The sequence below is a fragment of the Trichocoleus sp. Lan genome (assembly GCF_039961855.1).
GTDB lineage: Bacteria > Cyanobacteriota > Cyanobacteriia > Cyanobacteriales > FACHB-T130 > FACHB-T130.
This window is the reverse complement of the sequence record NZ_JAMPKA010000036.1, coordinates 13,056-31,522: the sequence shown is the minus strand read 5'-3', so window position 1 is coordinate 31,522 and position 18,467 is coordinate 13,056. Positions and strand designations below refer to the sequence as shown.

At 44.5% G+C, this 18,467-nt stretch carries 12 protein-coding genes and 2 pseudogenes; 9 read left to right on the top strand and 5 right to left on the bottom strand.

The genetic code is table 11. The features are described from left to right. Positions 1-188: 188 nt before the first annotated feature. The 4 genes from NDA03_RS24145 to NDA03_RS24130 form a co-directional block, all read right to left on the bottom strand. Entirely contained in the window at positions 189-821 is a 633-nt protein-coding gene (locus NDA03_RS24145; RefSeq protein WP_242033157.1) for a CDP-alcohol phosphatidyltransferase family protein, read from the bottom strand. Between the two features lie 156 nt (positions 822-977). Next, entirely contained in the window at positions 978-1,160 is a 183-nt protein-coding gene (locus NDA03_RS24140; protein ID WP_190412268.1) for a hypothetical protein, read from the bottom strand. 58 nt (positions 1,161-1,218) lie between these two features. After that, complete coding sequence (locus NDA03_RS24135) at positions 1,219-1,410, bottom strand: hypothetical protein (RefSeq protein ID WP_348233829.1); 192 nt, start codon at positions 1,408-1,410, stop codon at positions 1,219-1,221. Positions 1,411-1,611: 201 nt separating this feature from the next. Then, on the bottom strand, positions 1,612-2,385 hold the full coding sequence (locus NDA03_RS24130; protein ID WP_242033158.1) for a nucleotidyltransferase domain-containing protein: 774 nt from the start codon (positions 2,383-2,385) through the stop codon (positions 1,612-1,614). A gap of 503 nt (positions 2,386-2,888) precedes the next feature. Here NDA03_RS24130 and rsgA point away from each other — a divergent pair. The 4 genes from rsgA (at position 2,889) to NDA03_RS24110 (ending at position 10,265) form a co-directional block, all read left to right on the top strand. Continuing rightward, on the top strand, positions 2,889-3,950 hold the full coding sequence (gene rsgA, locus NDA03_RS24125; RefSeq protein ID WP_190689808.1) for a ribosome small subunit-dependent GTPase A: 1,062 nt from the start codon (positions 2,889-2,891) through the stop codon (positions 3,948-3,950). Between the two features lie 259 nt (positions 3,951-4,209). Beyond that, positions 4,210-5,823, top strand: coding sequence for a ribosomal protection-like ABC-F family protein (gene abc-f / locus NDA03_RS24120; protein ID WP_348239386.1), 1,614 nt, complete (start codon positions 4,210-4,212; stop codon positions 5,821-5,823). Positions 5,824-6,019: 196 nt separating this feature from the next. Then, entirely contained in the window at positions 6,020-6,745 is a 726-nt protein-coding gene (locus tag NDA03_RS24115; protein WP_190689805.1) for a cyclase family protein, read from the top strand. A 142-nt stretch (positions 6,746-6,887) separates the two neighbouring features. Beyond that, positions 6,888-10,265, top strand: coding sequence for an amino acid adenylation domain-containing protein (locus tag NDA03_RS24110; RefSeq protein ID WP_348239385.1), 3,378 nt, complete (start codon positions 6,888-6,890; stop codon positions 10,263-10,265). A 70-nt stretch (positions 10,266-10,335) separates the two neighbouring features. Here NDA03_RS24110 and NDA03_RS24105 read toward each other — a convergent pair whose 3' ends face one another. After that, positions 10,336-11,445, bottom strand: a complete 1,110-nt coding sequence (locus NDA03_RS24105; protein WP_348239384.1) for an alpha/beta hydrolase — start codon at positions 11,443-11,445, stop codon at positions 10,336-10,338. A gap of 126 nt (positions 11,446-11,571) precedes the next feature. On the opposite strand from NDA03_RS24105, the gene NDA03_RS24100 reads away from it, so the two are divergent. The 5 genes and pseudogenes from NDA03_RS24100 (at position 11,572) to NDA03_RS24080 (ending at position 18,465) form a co-directional block, all read left to right on the top strand. Beyond that, positions 11,572-16,461: an amino acid adenylation domain-containing protein gene (locus tag NDA03_RS24100; protein WP_348239383.1), complete on the top strand. Its 4,890-nt coding sequence runs from the start codon at positions 11,572-11,574 to the stop codon at positions 16,459-16,461. Positions 16,462-16,466: 5 nt separating this feature from the next. Next, positions 16,467-16,559: pseudogene (locus NDA03_RS24095) on the top strand (family 1 glycosylhydrolase); the annotation flags it as partial. Then, positions 16,559-16,762: pseudogene (locus NDA03_RS24090) on the top strand (Uma2 family endonuclease); the annotation flags it as partial. The pseudogenes NDA03_RS24095 and NDA03_RS24090, both read left to right, overlap by 1 nt. A 360-nt stretch (positions 16,763-17,122) precedes the next feature. Next, positions 17,123-17,905 carry a Crp/Fnr family transcriptional regulator gene (locus NDA03_RS24085; protein ID WP_348239382.1) on the top strand — a complete coding sequence of 261 codons (783 nt, stop codon included), beginning with the start codon at positions 17,123-17,125 and terminating at the stop codon, positions 17,903-17,905. Between the two features lie 161 nt (positions 17,906-18,066). Further along, positions 18,067-18,465 (top strand): hypothetical protein, encoded by a 399-nt coding sequence (locus tag NDA03_RS24080; protein ID WP_190412279.1) that lies wholly within the window; start codon positions 18,067-18,069, stop codon positions 18,463-18,465. Positions 18,466-18,467 lie beyond the last annotated feature (2 nt).

Sequence of the window (18,467 nt, the reverse complement as noted above, 5' to 3'; positions counted from 1 at the left end):
CTTTTAATACTGTCGGGAGATTTGCTACTATTTTTATAACATTGTGATCAGGGCATCTAAAGTGGTGGTTTCAAAAACTGAAACCACTGATATTATCTAGGCGGCTAAAGTCGCAGCTATATTCAGGAAACCCGCCTACAGGGATTCTAAAAGTCTTATCAACTACCTATCTTCTTAAGTTGAAAGCACTATTTTTTATAAGAAACTATCTTTCGCGCATGAACAATACTCAAGACATCGTGTGTCCAATCCGGAAGAATTAGTGTCATGGCAATTTCTTCTAGCGTGTGAATGCAACCTACAGCAATCATCATCAATAGCGTAACTCCAGCATAATTAAAAACGAATAGGGCAATTGTGGTGATGAATAGCGTTATTCCCCAAGCTTTGGCTGAATAAGTGTGATAGCTGGCAGGTTTTCCATATTTCGCTAAGTTTACTACCAACCAGATTAATTGCATCAAGATTATGAGGCTCAATGGTATCGAGAATTTAGTAACTACATCAGGATGCACTAACCATGCACTAATTCCGATACATAGATAAAGACAAACATCAGCTAAACTATCGGCTTGTCGCAAAGCAGCGGTACTGACACCGATTCGACGGGCGATCGCGCCATCAAAAATATCTGAAAGAAAGGCAAGTACAAAACTAAAAATGAACCAGGGACTGGTTGTACCGTCAAGGGCATCCCATAATAGCAAAGGGCTTAGGCAGAGGCGGATAATGACCAGTGAAATGGGAAGAGATTGCAGAATCAAGGATGAATATTTTTGGCGATCGCGTTGGGAGTGTTCGATTGTATTTAAGTTGTTCATGTTATTGAGGGCATGAGTAAGCGTGTGATGATAAAGACGCGATCGCTAATTCCATTTCGCTTTTGTGAAGCTACACATCAGATCCCCCCAACCCCCTTAAAAAAGGAGGGCTAAGAAGAAGCTTATGTGTAGGAGTCGAAAAATGAATGGCTATATCTAAAAAGGAAGCACCGTTATCGCTTGCATTTCGTACTGCTCATTCGCTGCTACATCACTGGATCTCGCGCTTGTCCCTAAAGGCAAAGGAAGTGGTTCGTAGCGTTCCAAGCGGTTGAGGGGTCTGCGGGTTGCAGTTTCGTAGGCGAGCGCAGTGTGGAGGTAAGCTAGGATTTCCATCATTGGTAGATGCCTGGGGGGTGAAGTTCTCGATTACCCTTAGTTTTATGGGAATCCAGATTTACGGGGAGCGATCGCTTACCAGTTTTTGAAAAGTACGCCTGCTTGGTGGCTGTAAACCTAGTTTTCTCGTAGCCGCTGCGCCTTGAGAAGGGGTCAGTTGCAGAATTGGCCGATCCCTTGCGGAAATAGTGAAGTCTTTTTCGCCTTTTCTAGGCGTTGGCAAAGGCGATCGCTTCGGGTGCATCTCCATGATGCTTTCTCTACACGAACGAATTTCATCACAAGGAGAGCCATCGCTCTGATATAGCAATCCTATTTGAGTTATAACCAGCGCTTGAGATCCCCGACGTAGAGAAGTCAAGGATCTTACCTTCACGAATCATTTGGGGGTTGAGGCGGAGTAATTCTGTGAATGTCCCATCTATCCGGTTAGCAGCTAAGCTTGCATTTGTTAAAGCGGAGCGAATAATTTTGTTTCAGCCTGCTGCGTAGCTTCAGCAAAAAGCTTCTCGGCAAGTTGTTGTTTTTCAGCAAGGTCAGCAAGATTTTCTATGCCATAAAGGGATGACACGTTAGCGATTACATCTGGCGGAAAGTCTCGGCTAAAGTATTTTGTTTTAAAATCGTATCGGTTCGGTCGATATACCATTCCCAAAACTTCTATTAAAGGTTGCATTGTGTAGTTGTGATAATTAGCGATCGCTTCCACAAACCGCTCACGATTAATCTCTTTCTTTACAAAAACTTGCAGAAAATCAAATTTACTTCTTAGAATCTCTAATCTTGCTTTCATTTCCTCTAAATGTTCGCTTTGATTCAAATTCGTCTGAACAAGAAGATTAGCTTTATCAAATGCAACGACTAGATTTCCATGCCGCTCCAACGCTAGGAAATGATTGGGATTACTCCGCTTCATTAGCACAAAATCAATCATTAAGAACGGACTTGCTGATTCTAATTGGTAAAAGCATTGTGAGTGACCATGCCAAGTCGGTTCGGGAACTCGTAACTTAAATCGAATTTTAGAAATAGTTTCTAGAGCAGTTTCTACAATAGAAAACGTTTCTTCAACGCGCTCATCTTCAACAGTTACCTGAATGTCGAGGTCAGACCACTCATCTGTATAGCCATGTGCAGCCGAACCTCCTTGCCAGAAAGCAAAAACAAAATCAATTGGCTGTAAGGTATTAATCAGCGTTTCAAGAATTTCTACTCTCATCATCATGTATAAAATATGTAGAAAATTTAAGCCTTTAGCGATTAGCCCGTTCGCCGTAAGCGTTCCCGTTTGCGTTAGCCTTTCCTAAGGGTAGGGTAGGGTAATTTATTTCAGGGCAGAACTAAAATCTCAACAGGATCATCATCCTCCCGACTCACCCGATCGGGTGATTTCCCAGGACAACAAGCGCGAATAAGATAAGCTCAGCGAACAACGCGATGGAATACAACAGTTTGGCGTGCGTTGGTAAGTTTTGTAAACTACCTTCAGCCAATTGCAACTGGTTGTAGTATCATACTACAGTTCCCTTGACCGGGAAATTATTGAAAAGTATCTCAGGAGGAAGAGTGATGTTAGAGCGTGTAGCCGTTAAGACCGCCACAACCATTCAGACGCAACACCCCATCCTCACAGAGCTTTTCATTTAATTATTCTGATGTACGCGAATAATTTACGCGATTCCTCTGTGAGTTTGGCGGTCTATAACCGCACCCATAGAGGAAACTTCAATGAATTTAGAGTTGTTGGGCTGGAATCGTTTTTTTGAGAAAAACTTTGACAGCTATTTTCAACAAGGGTATACTGTTGGTCGAGTTGCTCTTGAGCAAAAAAATACCTACCTTCTCTACACCGAGTTAGGAGAATTGTCGGCAGAAGTAACGGGGAAAATGCGTTACCAAGCCGACACCCGAACAGATTTTCCAGCGGTCGGAGATTGGGTAGTCGTTAGCATTATTGACGATGAAGAAAAAGCAAAAATCCATGAAATTTTGCCCAGAAAAAGCAAATTTTCTCGAAAAGCTGTAGGCGCACAAACAGATGAGCAAATAATTGCCACCAACATTGATACGGTGTTTTTGGTTTCGGGATTGGATCTAGACTTCAATCTTAGAAGAATCGAACGGTATCTAATTTTGGTTTGGGAAAGTGGAGCGAATCCAGTCATCATTCTGAATAAAGCCGACTTGTGCGATGAAGTTGAGCAACGAAAAACGGAAGTAGAAGCGATCGCTCCTAGCGTACCCATTATTAGCTTGAGTGCAATTGAGAACCAAGGACTCGATGCCTTGAGTCCCTATCTCGGTACGGGGCAAACCGTAGCACTAATTGGTTCTTCGGGAGTCGGGAAATCGACGATTACCAATCAATTAGCTAAAAAGGACATTCAAGCAGTTCAATCAGTACGCAAAGGAGATAATCGAGGCCGCCACACCACAACACATCGAGAGTTAATTATTTTGCCTTCTGGGGGTTTGCTGATGGACACTCCGGGAATGCGAGAAATTCAGATGTGGAATGGAAGTGAAGGCTTTCAGGAAACCTTTACTGATATCAATACGCTTGCTACAGAGTGTCGCTTTCGCGATTGCCAACATGAAGCAGAACCCGGTTGTGCAGTGCAACAAGCTTTGCTTGATGGCATTCTAGATAAGCAACGTTTCCGGAACTACCGAAAACTTCAACAAGAGCTTGAATACAATCACCGGAAACAAGATCAAAAAGCGTCTTTAGCCGAGAAGGAAAAATGGAAAAAAATCCATAAAGCTCTAAGAAACAATCCAAAACGCTAAGCAGCTAAGTCATTATCTTAGCCAGCAAAAAAGCGTTAACTTCTAGGAGCAGCCAGTAAGGATTGGGAAGTGGAGTCTCGAAACTTCCAAGTTTAACTTGGAAGTTTCAAGGCCTCAATTCTGCATAGGCAGTTGAATTCGTGTAGCCGTGAGTTGACTTGCCAGCGTTTTTTATCAACACTCAGTATTTTGGAAATAGCCATGAAGAACCTAACAAAAAATCATCATCTGTACTCTAATTACCCAGGATTCAGCATATATGCAAAAAAAATCATTTCTAACCGCCGAACAAATTAGCTACGAACTCGCTTCCGACCAAACCTTATTTACCAATGTTCAAGCCACAGTGAATGAGGGAGATAAAATTGCTCTTGTCGGTACTAATGGGGTCGGAAAATCAACCTTACTCAAAATTTTAGCAGGTGAAATTCAGCCTAGTTCCGGTTCTGTGAGTCGTGAGGGTACTGTTTATTACCTTCCACAAATTAGCACCGTTATCCAGTCAACCCAAGGCGCGACCGTTTTTGAGTTTTTAAGTTATTTTTCAGAGGATTGGTGGAAAATTAGTAACCTGTTAGAAGCGAAGTTAAAAACTTCAGTAGATATTTCGCTACCCGTTAGCAGTTTGAGTGGCGGTGAGCTTACTAAACTGCTTCTGGCAATTGGTTTATACAGAAACCCAAGCGTGCTACTCCTAGATGAACCCACGAATCATCTTGATTTCTTAGCTTTGGAGAATCTAAAGCATTTCCTCCAAGAATTGAAGCAACCTTTTGTCCTTGTCTCTCACAAACCTTTTTTCCTAGATCAAGTCGTCAACACCATCTGGGAGTTAACACCATTAGGAGTGAAGGTTTATGGCGGTAACTTTTCCAGCTACAAGGAACAAAAAGAAATTGAATTTCAGGTAGCTTTGAGGACGCGAGAAATAGCCAAAAAAGAGCTTAAGCAGGCAACTGATGCGTCTTTGCAAGAAGAAAAACGGGCGGGGAAATCCCGCAGAGAAGGACGTAAACAAGCTCACGATAGAAGTATGGGAAAATCTGCAAGAAGATTCTTCGAGAATCGAGCATCAGCAAGTGCTGGAAGCGCCTCAAAAAAACATGAGGTGGCTATCGCTAAAGCTACACAAAATTTGGAATCTGCCAAAATTAGGACAAATCCAGTTGCCATTGTTCGCCTTGAAGAAGAAAGGAGTAAAAAGGGGAGAAGCTTAATTGACATTCAAGGAGCAAATCTGAAGATTGGAAGTCAGTTTCTCATCAAGAATATACAGATGCACATAGCATCTGGTGAGCGAGTTGCTATTTCTGGGGCTAATGGATCGGGAAAATCAAGCTTAATTAGGGCAGTCTTGGGCATTCATCGAGAAAATTCTCCAGCAATTCTTGAATCGGGAAAAGTTTCAGTTGCTCCGAAGTTAAAAGTTGTATATCTTGACCAAACTTACGAGTTAGTAGATAGAGGAAAAACCATTTTAGAAAATTTGCAAGCAGCGAATCCCAATCTTGAGTATCAACTTATCAGACAACAGCTAGGACACTTTTTATTCTTCAATGATGAAGTAAATAAAAAAGCTGAGATATTAAGTGGAGGGGAGCTAGCAAGACTTGCTCTGGCGACGATTAGCGTATCGGAAATTGAGTTGCTGGTATTGGATGAACCAACGAACAATTTGGATTTGGAAACCGTTACTCAAATTGTGGAAGCGTTAGAGGAGTATCAAGGTGCTATCTTGGTAATTTCTCATGACCTAGATTTTCTCAGTCGCATTCAGATAACCAAAGCCTTTAAAATCAAAAATAAGGCGATGCGAACGACCGTTTTTCTTCCCGATGAGACAGAACAATATTATCAAGAATTGCTGGGATAGACAAAGGTAGCTTGAAATAAAATTAGGCGCTATCTAAACAGGCAAGTTTGTTTGTCTATAGCAGTCCAAATGATTCGTGAAGGCGAGATAGCCAACTACTTAGAAAAGTCGGATATTTAAACCACTGGCTCCCCACTAAAGTAGGATTGCTATAGATATTCCTTGAGGCGTCGGATAGGTTTGTTAAACAGATCCCATGAACCCTAACACAAATAATCCTAAGACGATTACCTATACCCAAATTGTAGACCTGAGTCATGTCATCGAGCCAAATATACCTATTTGGCCAAACGATCCACTCGTTGAATTTGAGCCAGTCGCTGAGCTAGAAAAAGATGGTTACTATCTACGAAGATTCTCGATGGGAGAACACAGCGGCACTCATATCAACGCACCTAGTAGCTTTTATGAAGATGGGGTTGGGATTGAGAGTTATCCAGCTCAGTCGCTCGTTGTACCAGCAATTGTTATCGATATCCGCGACAAAGCTATTGCTAATTTTGACTATGCTTTAACAACAGCCGATGTCTTCGACTGGGAACAGCAACACCATCCTATCTTCCCTAACACTGTTGTACTTCTATACACGGGTTGGCAAGAAAAGTGGAGCGATAAAAAAGCCTTTTTAAATCAGGACGAGAAGGGCAAATTTCACTTTCCGGGGTTTGGCGCTGAAACTAGCCGATTCTTAGTCGAACAACGCGCGATCGCTGGTGTGGGAATTGATACTCATGGCGTTGATCCAGGGCAAGATGAAACCTTTAGCACCAACCGCCTGGTACTAAAAAAGGCTGGAATTGTATTGGAAAATCTGACAAATCTCGATCGGTTATCGCCCACTGGCACCACATTAGTCATTGGGATTTTACGTCTACGGGGTGGTTCTGGGACACCTGTATCCGTGTTAGCTTTTGTGCCTTGATACCTACACCAAAAATCGCATTGACTTTACGCGATCGCGCCTTCAATCAACCTTGACAGGCGATTATCCCTTGTGGTGAAAGCAAAGATAGATGACGCCGGATGCCGACAACGCCCCGATAGCTGCACAAGAAAGAATCGATATGTCTGAACAAGAGGTTTTTGTCTTTCCTGCATCATTTGCCCAACAGCGGCTGTGGTTCCTTGACCAGTTGATACCTGGCAATGCGATCTATAATGTGCCGACAGTCATTCGCTTAAAAGGTGCGCTCAATTTCGCGGCATTAGAGCAGACATTTAACGAAATTGTGCGTCGCCACGAAGCCTTACGGACTACATTTAAGGTGCTAGAGGGGCAACCCGTACAAGTGATTCCTGCGGAAAGTTGCGCTAAGGCTTCCGGCTTAACCATCCCTCTGTCCGTAGTAGACCTGCGGCAGTTTCCAGAATGCGATCGCGAACTCCAAGCCCAGCAGTTGGTAGCAGCAGAAATCGAGCGTCCTTTTGATTTGTCCTCTATTCCATTGCTGCGAGTAAAGCTGCTACAGCTTTCCGAAACAGAACATATTCTATTGCTGAATATGCACCACATTATCTGTGATGATTGGTCGATTGGGGTGCTGATTCGGGAACTGGGAACCCTCTACACAGCCTTTACTTGTAAAGACGCGACGCATCCCGTCTCTACGCTGCCGGAACTGCCCCTACAATACGCCGACTTTGCCCATTGGCAGCGCGAGTGGCTGCAAGGGGAAGTGCTGGAAACCCAGTTAGCTTACTGGCGGCAACAATTAAACGGTATTTCCGTACTCAATTTGCCCGTTGACCGACCGAAACCAGCTGTTGCAAGCTATCGAGGCGCAACGCAATCTTTAGAGTTACCGGAAAAGCTAAGTGATGCGCTTCAGACGCTTTCGCAGCAAGAAGGTGTCACCCTATTTATGACTTTGCTGGCAGCATTTCAGATTTTACTTTATCGATACACGCATCAAGAAGATATTGCGGTGGGTTCGCCAATTGCTAACCGTAACCGCAGTGAAATTGAAGGATTGATTGGCTTTTTTGTCAATAGTTTGGTATTACGTACCGACTTATCTGGAAACCCAACTTTTCGGGAACTCTTAGCCAGAGTCCGGCAGGTAACACTAGGCGCATACAGCCATCAAGATTTGCCTTTTGAGAAGCTTGTTGAGGAACTGCATCCAGATCGCAACTTAAATATTCATCCGTTATTCCAAGTAGTGTTCGGTTTTGAAAATGCGCCAATGCCGGCACTAAAACTACCTGAATTAGTGCCTAGTTTTATGGATATTGACTTTAAAACAACACGATTCGATTTGGAGTTGCATTTGTGGAAATGTTCCGAAGATTTCCGAAGTTTGTGGGGTGGTAAATGGGAAAATTCTGAGGGAATTAGAGGCGTAGTGGTTTACAACACGGATTTATTCGATGAAGCCACGATTACCAGAATGCTGGGACATTTTAAAACATTGCTTGAAGGGATTGTTAATCATCCCGAAGAACGAGTTGCAAATTTACCGCTATTGGGTGAAGCTGAACGACAGCAGTTATTAATACAAATAAACGACACCGGGGCAGATTATCCTGAAAATCAGTGTATCCATCAGTTATTTGAAAATCAGGTAAAGCAAAATCCTAATTCTATAGCAGTAAGGTTTGAGAATTTAGAGACAAGGGTTATCGAGTCTCTAACCTACCGGGAGTTGAACATACGCAGCAACCAATTAGCACATTATTTGCAAAAATTGGGGGTAGGTTCGGAAGTTTTAGTCGGCATCTGCATGGAGCGTTCTGTAGACCTAATTGTGGGATTACTAGGCATTCTGAAAGCCGGGGGAGCTTATATGCCTTTAGATCCGAGTTATCCTCAAGAGCGTTTGAAGTTCATGCTTGATGATGCTTGTAGAGGCGAAGCATTTGTCAAGAAAAACTTTGGCTTCAATCCAGAAATTATTGGCACGGATGCTTCGCCCGTACTATTGCTGACACAGGAAAAATTTGTAGAGCATTTTGAGGTCTTCTCAAACCCAGTTGTTTACCTCGATAAGGATTGGAAAATTATTGCCCAAGAAAGTAAAGAAAACCCGAATAGCAGCGTAAACAGCGATAACCTAGCTTATGTAATCTACACTTCTGGTTCTACAGGAAAGCCCAAGGGAGTTGCTGTTACTCACAAAGCTGTAAATCGGCTGGTGTGCAACACAAATTATATAAAATTGTCACCTGATGATAAAGTTGCCCAAGCCTCAAACACTTCCTTTGATGCAGCAACATTCGAGATTTGGGGAGCTTTGCTTAACGGCGCTCAACTTGTTGGAATTAGCAGAGATGTCACTCTTTCGCCCCACGAATTTGCATTACAACTTCAACAAAAAGACATCAGCGTTTTATTTTTGACCACCGCTTTATTTCAACAGATTGCCAGAGATGTTCCCCATGCTTTCGCTTCGTTACGCTATTTGCTATTTGGAGGCGAGGCTGTTGATACTCGGTGGGTCAAAAAGGTTCTTAAACAAGGCGCGGCGAAGCATTTAATTCATGTTTATGGGCCAACAGAGAGTACAACATTCTCTTCTTATTACTGCGTGGAGAATGTGCCAGAATCAGCAACATCCATCCCCATAGGTCGCCCGATTACGAATACGCAGATTTATCTGCTGGATGCTCATTTACAACCTGTACCGATTGGTGTTGTCGGCGAATTGTACATTGGCGGTGATGGATTGGCGCGAGAATATCTGAATCGCCCTGAATTAACTGCTGAACGCTTTATTTCTAATCCTTTTAGTAAGAAAACAGAAGCACGACTTTATAAAACGGGTGACTTAGCCCGCTATCTACCAGACGGCAATATTGAGTTTTTAGGTCGCATTGATAATCAGGTAAAAATTCGCGGCTTCCGCATCGAATTGGGCGAAATCGAAGCGGCGGTCAATCAGCATCCAGCAGTGCGCGAGACAGTGGTAATTCTTAGGGAAGAAATTCCTGGAGATAAGCACTTGGTTGCTTATATTGTTCCTAACCAAAAACAGGCACCAGCAACCATTAATCTGCGGCAATTCCTGAAAGAAAAGTTACCAGAATACATGGTGCCTTCAGCTTATGTCATGCTAGAATTCCTACCGCTGACACCGAATGGAAAAGTAGATCGTCGTGCCTTACCTGCGGTTGATACGCTCAGTTTTGATATCAAAGAAGATTATGTCGCACCGCGCGATCGCGTTGAGGAAGCGCTAGCCGAAATTTGGACTAAAGTTTTGGGGAAACAGCAGGTAGGTGTCCACGATAATTTCTTTGAATTGGGCGGTCATTCTCTACTAGCAACTCAGCTTACTTCTCGGATACGCGACGCTTTCCAAATAGAGTTATCTGTACGCAACTTGTTTGAATCTCCGACTGTAGCTAGCTTAGCTAGGCACATTGAAACAATGTGTTGGGCTGCGAAAGGTTTGGATAACACGAGTTCTACAGGAAATGAGCGAGAAGAAATAGAATTTTAAGTCTTTCTACAATCTCATTTGCAAATACTCAAGAGTCAGCAAGCGCAAGTAATCTAACCTGTTCTGAGCGTTACCCGCATCTAGCACAAAACGTACTAACAACTTCGGAAAACAGCTGATTCTTCTCCATCAACGCCATGTGTCCACCCGGCTTGATCGTGACGAGTTCAGCTTGAGGCAATTCGGCTTTCATGCGATCGCTTGCAACAGGTTTAGTTGCGATATCTGTTGCACCGCAAACGACCAACACCGGAACGTTAATCGTTGGGAGTGTTGTTGTTTCCTCGAAATTGAACATTGCCAATGTACCGCGAGCGAGAACACCAGGCGAACCTAAAGCCGATAAGAAAGCGGCGAAATCCAGTTGACCGCGGGTTTCAGTCCCCTTAAATCCAGAAATCTCTACGCTGATGTGTAGCGAACCGTTGAGATAGCTTAGCCAAGTCATCAGCCAAAAGAGGGGTGACAGGAGCATGGTGAGGTACAGCAATGGTTCAAGCAGCGGTTTCTGCAATTTGGGTAACACACTGCTCAAGATAGAAGTTTTCAGCGGATTGGTGTAGGTTGTATCTGCGAGGATTAAGCCTGCTACGCGACGCCCCAGATGTTCTGGAAACAGCCGACAGAATGTTAGGTTAATCATGCCACCCATGCTGTGTCCAAGCAGGATAACCGGCTTGTCTCCCGCGATCGCAACAACGGCTTCGAGGTCACGGGCATATTTTTCTACGGAGTAGTCGTTATTTTTGGGTCTAGTGGATTTTCCGAGTCCTGGCAAATCCCATACTATTACTCGGAAGCGATCGCTCAGTTGTCGCTTGGCATAGTACCATACCGCACTGTTTGGTCCCCAACCGTGTGAAAAGATAATCGGTTGACCATCTTCAGGCCCATAGAACTCTACGTGCAGGACGCTACCATCCGGTCGTGGCAAGCGCTGTACAGTTCCAGTACGCATCAATTTAGGTTCGTCAGCACCTTGGCGACGCAGCAGCGGCAAGCTGATAAAACGACCGCCAAGAGACCACAAAACCATCGCCAGTCCGCCTATCAAGTAGGATGTCCCCACCAGTTCCCCTTCATACCACTCATACAGAATGTAAATCCCTCCGCCCAGTATCCCGATGGACAGCAATCCAACCAGCCATACGAGTAGGAAATTGAGGGGCATGAACACCATGAGCAGAAACCTTTAGGGTAGGATGTTGACTGCGTTGTCTTCCAACGTCATACCGAGGTTAGACCACAGTCGGGTCAATAGCAAGTACACTCCTCTAGCGGGTAGTGTCCTAGAAGAGGTTTAATTTTGAAAACAGTTGAGTTTTTATCTTACCTCCGTAGCTTAGATATTCAGGTTTTTGTCGATGGAGAACGCCTGCGCTGTAACGCCCCAGAAGGAAGCCTCACCGCAGAACTACGTGCAGAGATAGCTGAACGCAAAGCTGAAATTCTCTCATTTCTAAGGACAGCTAACGTTACCAAAAACGCTACTCCGATAAGCCTTACACCCATTTTGCGGGACAGAAATCTGTCGCTATCCTTTGCACAACAGCGGCTGTGGTTTCTGGATCAATTAGTCCCTAACAATGCTTTCTATAATGTTCCGGCAGCGGTGCGTCTGGTCGGTTCGTTAAATTTAGCAGCCCTGGAGAAGACTTTTAACGAAATTGTGCGCCGTCACGAAGCTTTACGCACCACTTTTGTAACGGTGGAAGGGCAACCCGTACAAGCGATCGCATCCACGTTAACTGTACCGCTACCAGTAATAGATTTGCGTTCGCGATGCGTCTCTGTTGGCGAAGCCGCCCTGAAAGGGCTAGGAGAATTAGAAACCGAAGCGCGACGCATCACCACCCAAGAAGCTCAACGCCCTTTCGATTTGTCCAAAGACCCTTTTCTGCGAGTAACGCTACTGCGGTTGGATGAGTCAGAATATGTGCTACTGCTGGTTCTGCATCATATTGTCTCCGATGGCTGGTCTATGGGGGTACTAATTCGCGAGTTAGCGGCACTTTACACCACCTTTGCTTCTTGTAAAGACGATCAATTTTCCGTCTCTACACCTTTACCAGAACTACCTATTCAGTATGCAGACTTTGCCCACTGGCAACGTGAGTGGTTGCAAGGGGAAGTATTGGAAACCCAACTTGCTTACTGGCGGCGGCAATTAGAGGGTATTTCTATCTTAAATTTGCCTACTGACAGACCTCGACCAGCAGTTCAAAGCTACCGGGGTGCAACGCAACTTTTGCAACTACCAAAAAGCCTAAGCAAGGCGTTAGAAGCCTTAAGCCAGCAAGAAGGCGTAACTTTGTTTATGACTTTACTTGCAGCATTTCAAACCTTGCTGTACCGCTACACGCAGCAAGAAGATATTGCAGTAGGTTCGCCAATTGCCAACCGCAACCGCAGCGAAATAGAAGGGTTGATTGGTTTTTTTGTTAATAGTTTAGTGTTGCGTATCAACTTCGGTCAAAACCCAACGTTTCGCTCACTTTTGATTCAAGTGCGAGAAGTATCTCTGGGAGCGTATGCTCACCAAGATTTGCCTTTTGAAAAGTTGGTGGAGGAACTGCATCCAGAGCGCAATTTGAATCAAAATCCCCTATTTCAGGTGGTGTTTGCATTACAAAATGCGCCAATGTCGGCGCTAGAACTACCAGGTTTAACCTTAAGCCCGTTGCAATTTGTTGATACAGAAACAACGCGATTTGATTTAGAGTTCCACTTGTGGGAGCAAAAGGAAAATAATGGGTTAGGGGTAGATAGCTCAGAAGGAATTAGCGGCTTTGTCGTATACAGCACCGATTTATTCGATGCAGCCACGATTAACCGAATGCTGGAACATTTCCAAATATTGCTAGAGGGCATTGTTGCGAATCCAGAGCAACGAGTTACCGAATTACCGATATTAAGTGAAGCTGAACTACATCAACTGTTAGTGCAATGGAATAATACCAAAGTAGATTATCCCAATGATTTGTGTGTTCATCAGCTATTTGAAGCACAGGTAGAGCAGAATAAAGATGCGATTGCTCTAGTATTTGAAGATAAAAAACTCACCTACCAAGAGTTAAATATACGCAGCAACAAACTTGCACGTTATTTGCAAAGATTGGGTATCGGTGCGGAAATTTTAGTAGGACTTTGCGTAGAGCGATCGCTTGAGATGATAATCGGGATGTTAGCCATCCTGAAAGCAGGTGGAGCCTACCTACCTTTAGACCCCAGCTACCCTCCTGAGCGTTTAAGTTTTATGCTTAAAGATGCTCAAGTGCCAGTTTTATTAACACGCGAACAGTATATCAAACGCCTTAATAATCAAAATTCAAAAATAATTTGTTTAGACAAAGATTGGGAAAATATTTCCCAAGAAAGCGAAGATAATCCTAGCAGCAGCGTTACCTCAGAAAACCTTGCTTATGTTATTTACACTTCTGGCACCACTGGAAAGCCTAAAGGAGTTCAAATTAAACATAGTGGACTACTAAATCTAGTATTTTGGCATCAACAAGCATTTGCAGTTTCACCGCTTGACCGGGTAACGCAGGTTGCGGGATGTGCATTTGATGCTTGCACATGGGAAATTTTGCCTTATTTGAGTGCAGGAGCTAGAATTTATTTGACCGATGATGAAATCAGGATATCGCCTGAAAAGCTGCGAGATTTTTTAGTATCAAAATCAATAACGATTAGCTTCTTGCCTACCCCTTTAGCTGAGAAAGTTTTGTTATTAGATTGGTCTAAAGATATAGCATTACGAATCTTATTAACAGGAGGAGACAAATTACATCAGTATCCTTTGGCTGAATATCCTTTCCAGATAGTGAATAATTATGGCCCAACTGAGAATACTGTTGTTACAACTTCCGGGATAGTTGCTGTTAAAAAGCCAGAATATCCCCCCAACCCCCCTTCAAAAGAGGGGCAAGAAGCGATCGCAGATGTAGCAGCATCATCAGGAAATGCGATCGCGCCTGCAATTGGTCGTCCCATTGCTAACACTCAAGTTTATGTGCTGGATAGTCATTTACAACCTGTACCGATTGGTGTTGCTGGTGAATTGTACATTGGCGGTGATGGACTAGCGCGAGGTTATTTAAACCGTCCCGATTTAACTGCTGAAAAATTCATTTCTAATCCTTTTAGCAATCAGCCAGAAGCACGTCTTTATAAAACAGGCGATTTAGTTCGTTATCAACCGGATGGCAATATCGAATTTTTAGGTCGCCTCGACGATCAGGTGAAGATTCGCGGCTACCGCATTGAGTTGGGAGAAATTGAAGCGGTACTGAGTCAGCATCCAGCAGTGCTGCAAACGGTAGTAATGACTCGTGAGGATGCAGCAGGCGAGAACCGTTTGGTAGCTTATGTGGCTTTGAATACTGAGTCCCTATTGAATGAAGATTCAAACTCAGCACTGATGCAAGATGAGCAGGTTTCGCAATGGCAAATGCTCTACAACGAAACTTACAATCAATCTGCTGCTGATATAGAGCCAACATTCAATATTGTTGGTTGGAATAGCAGTTATACTAATCAACCTATTCCAGGAGAACAGATGCGTGAATGGGTAGATAACCAGGTCGTGGAAATTCTGGATTTGCAACCGAGTCGAGTGTTAGAAATTGGGTGCGGAACAGGTTTATTGTTGTTTAGAATTGCGCCTCACTGCAATAAATATTGTGGGACAGACTTTTCCTCGGCTTCACTTAACTACATCCAGGAGCAATTGGCACAATTACCTCAAGTAACATTGCTTCAGAAGTTGGCGACTGACTTTGAGGGAGTGGAGTCCGAAGCCTTTGATACGGTGATTCTGAACTCGGTTGTGCAATATTTTCCCAATATTGATTATCTGGTGCGCGTAGTGGAGGGAGCAATAAATGCGATCGCTCCCGGTGGCTTCATCTTCATTGGCGATGTGCGTAGTCTCCCCCTATTGCAAGCTTTCCACGCCTCAGTACAGCTTTATCAAGCCGAACCTTCTCTCACCCGCGAACAGTTGCAGCAACGGGTAGAAATGCAAATTTTCCAAGAAACTGAGTTAGTAATTGATCCAGCTTTCTTCACTGCATTAAAGCAGCGGTTTCCCCAGATTAGCGAGGTACAAATTCAGCTAATCCGGGGCCGTTCTCACAATGAATTAACACAGTTTCGTTATAACGCGATTCTGCATATTGACCCTAAAATACGTTCTGAAAGAACCCCCCTTAATCCCCCCGAACCGGGGGGAAGTAAGAATACTCCGGCTCCCTCCCCGTTGCGGGGAGGGCTGGGGAGGGGTTCCTCCCTAGACTGGCACGAAAATAACTTAACCGTCTCCGCTGTACGCCAGCGATTAGTTGAGAATCAACCAGAACTCTTAAGCATTACCAATGTGCCTAATGCGCGGGTAACAGCAGCAGTTAAAACAGCAGAATTGCTGTCAGGCGCAGCAGAATTTAAAACGGCGGGACAGATGCGCGAAGCTTTGCAAAAGCTCCAAAATCTAGGAGTAGATCCAGAAGATTTTCATAGTCTAGATGTCCCTTACAACGTTGATATTAGCTGGTCAGATTCCGGCACTGAAGGACGCTACGATGTAGTGTTTGTAAGCAAAGGAATAGACAAGAAAACTACTTCGCCACTCAGCACTAAATTGCGATCGCTACAATCTTATGCGAATAATCCCTTACAAGCAAAAGCAGCTCGGAAGTTAATCCCTCAATTGCAGACTTATCTAACCCAAAAGCTACCTGAGTATATGGTGCCATCGGCTTTTGTAGTGCTAGAGTCTCTGCCGCTTACGCCTAATGGCAAAGTCGATCGCCGTGCTTTACCTGCACCCGAACCAGTCAAACTAGAATTGGCAGGAAGTTATGTTGCACCTCAAACTCCGGTTGAGGAAGTATTAGTGAAAATTTTTGCTGAGGTTTTGGGAGTTAAACGGGTGGGTATTCAGGATAATTTCTTTGAATTAGGAGGACATTCTTTACTAGCGACTCAGCTTGTTTCTAGAGTGCGCGACGCATTCGCGGTGGAGTTACCTTTGCGTAGTGTCTTTGAGGCACCGACCATTGCAGAATTATCGAAAGCAATCGCTAGTTTTCAGCAGACCACTACTCAAAGCAAAGCCCCAGCCTTAGTGCCAATTTCTCGTGAAAATCGTCGCATGAAGCTATCTTCTCTCAATAAAGAAAACCAACAACCGTAAACCAGATGAAAGCCAACGACCAATTTCCAGAAAACTTCATCTGGGGCGCGGCTACCTCCGCTTATCAGATAGAAGGTGCGGCAACAGAAGGCGATCGGAATACTGGATTGTTGATTACCTGGGATTAGGCGGTAGGCGATTTATTGGCAACCCCAAGCAACCTACTATTTCGGTTTACTCAATGGTTGAGGGTAAGTACCAGGTGAGTCAGTTTAGGGGTGGTGATTGCATCGATTCGCCAACGTTTCCAGAGTTAAATTTGACTGCTGAACAGATTTTTAGGATTGGTGCAACTGAATGAAGTCGCGTCTATACAAACAAAGGCTGAATGCTGCACAGACTAAAATATGATAAATATTGATCGAAAATTATCCATCTTTTACCTTTCAAAATTCTTATAAATCTTTGTTTTGTCTTTTTAAGCTGGATTGCAATCATTGCTAAGAAAAATCTCCTCAATCCATCGGGTTTATTAGTACGAAACCGTACTGAATGCCGATGCCGTTTAGAACTATCCTGAATGAAGATTGGCGATTAGGCTAATCAAGGATTGCACATTGCTGGTTGCTGTTCTTCAACTAAATGGATTAGAGAACTTTCCGGTCTCTGCCCTTTCAGAGCCTAATTAACCCGAACTCAAGTTATCGTTACGGACTTTTTTTTGTACAGATGCTGCAATGAGAGTCCTGCAAGAGGTCTAATTACTTATATAAGACTTCTAACATTTTTCCAGATGACTACTGAAAATCGACTGCTTAGCGTCCTACCCCGTGAGGTATACGAGAAGCTTGCTCCCAACTTGAAGCGAGTCTCGCTGGAACAGGGCAAGATACTCCACCATCCTGGTGAAACTATCGAGGATCTCTATTTCCCCATCGATTGCCTGATCTCGATTACCATCACCATGACTGACGGCTCCACGGTTGAGGCGGGTCTAGTCGGCAACCGTGAAGTGGTCGGCGTCAATGCCTTCATGGGCGGAAGGGAGACCACGCAGACTGAATACATCGTACAAATGGCGGGCAGTGCGATCAAGGTGGATGCAGGGGTGCTGCTGGAGGAGTTTGATCGCAATAAGGGGCTGCGTGACGTACTGCTGCGCTACACACAAGCCCTGATTGCCCAGATATCGCAAACCACTGGCTGCAACAGCCTCCATGTTCTCGATCAACGCTTAGCACGCTGGCTGCTCGAAGCCCAAGACCGCATTGATTCGGATGACCTTAAGCTTACCCAGGAGTTCCTCGGTCACATGCTGGGCGTGCGCCGCGCTGGTGTCACCCAAGCCGCCCAAAAGCTTCAGGAGAGGGATCTCATTCGGTACAACCGGGGTCGCGTCCAGATCCTGGATCAGGCGGGGCTGGAAGCGACTGCGTGCGAGTGTTTCCAGGTTCTCAGAGAGGAATACGATCGCTTGCTGGGAGCCAAGGACAGAGATGGCTGATCAAAGCGTTCTCACCTTCACTCGTGCGGCAGAAAGTGAAGCACTTTCGTTGCTCCTCATCCAATCGCGTACAGGTTGCGTAGAGATTAAGTCAGGCTGGAAGAGGGTCTCTTCTCCTCAGTCTGCAAGTAACGGTCTAAAGAGGAGCAAAAGGACAACAAATGAACCAGAAAAAAGATAGGCTACCGACAATTCTGATATTTGAACTAGATGACGATACACGCCCGCTCTTGAAATATAACCTTTCCATCTGGGGCTACCACGTGATTGAGGCGCTACAGGAAGAAGACGCGATCGCCCTGGCGCGTGGTGTGCGCGATCGCCCTAGTCTGATTTTGATTAACCAGTTCGATATGCCGATAGACGAGGTTATTAACCTGGGACGGCGTATATGTCAGGGAGCGGAACTGCTCAACACTACGCCAATTGTCGTCATGGCTGAGCGCTACGGTTCAGATATGGAAGGTAAGGACGTTAAGATAAGCGAAAGCGAGTACGTGACCTACCTGGAAGATGGGGAACAGTTGATGAATCTTCTGTACCGTCTTTGCGCGGTATAGAC